2 protein-coding genes are annotated in these 1,120 nt (G+C 42.7%); both read left to right on the top strand.

What is annotated here, in order from left to right; genetic code table 11:
• The coding region (locus LBW89_RS27330) for a transposase (protein ID WP_225040922.1) at positions 1–363 on the top strand (363 nt) is incomplete at its 5' end.
• A partial coding sequence (locus LBW89_RS27325) for an IS3 family transposase (protein ID WP_225040923.1) occupies positions 291–1,120 on the top strand: 830 nt, incomplete at its 3' end. The genes LBW89_RS27330 and LBW89_RS27325, both read left to right, overlap by 73 nt.

Genomic DNA, 1,120 nt, shown 5'->3' with positions numbered 1-1,120 from the left:
TATAAAAGAACCTTAATAATAGAGTTTAAATTAGGAGGTGTTCACATGGGTGAACAGCGGCAACGATTTAATGAGGAGTTTAAGAGAAAGACGGTGAAATACATTCAGGAACAGACGAAATCCATGCCGGAGATCGCTGAGGAATTGAATATCCCTGCAAAAACCTTGCATCAATGGAAAGCAAAGTACAGAACATTTGAAAACGAACCTTTGGCAAGTCAAGAGAAACTCCGTGAAATGGAGCGACTCCTGAAAGAGAAGGAGAAAGAACTGAAGCTCAAGGACCGAGAATTGGCGGATACGAAAGAGGAGTTAGCAATCGTAAAAAAGGCGGTTCACATCTTCAGCAAACCAAAGAACTGAGGTTCCAATTCATTGAAGCTCATAGCTCCGAGTTTTCGGTGGAGAAGATGTGTCGAGTCCTGGAAGTATCCCGGAGCGGTTATTACAAATGGAAATCAGCTAAACCAAGCCAGCAGGAGTTACGTAAGGCTCGAATCATGGAGCGGATTAGGTTTCACTTTTACGATAACAAGAAACGGTATGGCAGCCCCAAAATCACGAAATTACTCCATCAAGAGAACTGTGAGATTACGGAGCGTACAGTAAGCAACTACATGAACGAAATGGGATTGCGTTCTTGTGTAGCTAGGAAATTTAAAGTAAGAACAACGGACTCTAATCATGACTTTCCGATTGCACCGAATGTATTGGACCAAAAGTTTAAAGTCAATGAACCTAATAAAGTTTGGGTAGCGGACATTACCTATATTCGATGCACCGAACGCCGGCTGTATTTGGCCAGTATTATGGATCTTTGTACGCGTGAGATTGTAGGATGGCGCTTAGGAGAGCGAATGACAACAGAGTTAGTACTAGGAGCGCTGGATGATGCGTATGCAGCTAAAAAGCCTAAAAGAAAAGTGCTTCACCACTCAGATCGTGGATCTCAGTATGCTTCGGATGAATACAGAAAGAGACTAAAAACCTTACGGATGAAAGCCAGCATGAGCCGCAAAGGCAACTGTTACGATAACGCTTGTATTGAATCGTTCCATAGTATTCTCAAAAAAGAACTCATCTACTGCACCAAATTTAAGACGCAGCAGCAGGCATACGA

Source organism: Paenibacillus sp. alder61, from assembly GCF_020179875.1.
Classification (GTDB): domain Bacteria; phylum Bacillota; class Bacilli; order Paenibacillales; family Paenibacillaceae; genus Fontibacillus; species Fontibacillus faecis.
Note: the sequence above shows the minus strand (reverse complement) of the source record. Positions and strands in the feature narration are given on the sequence as shown.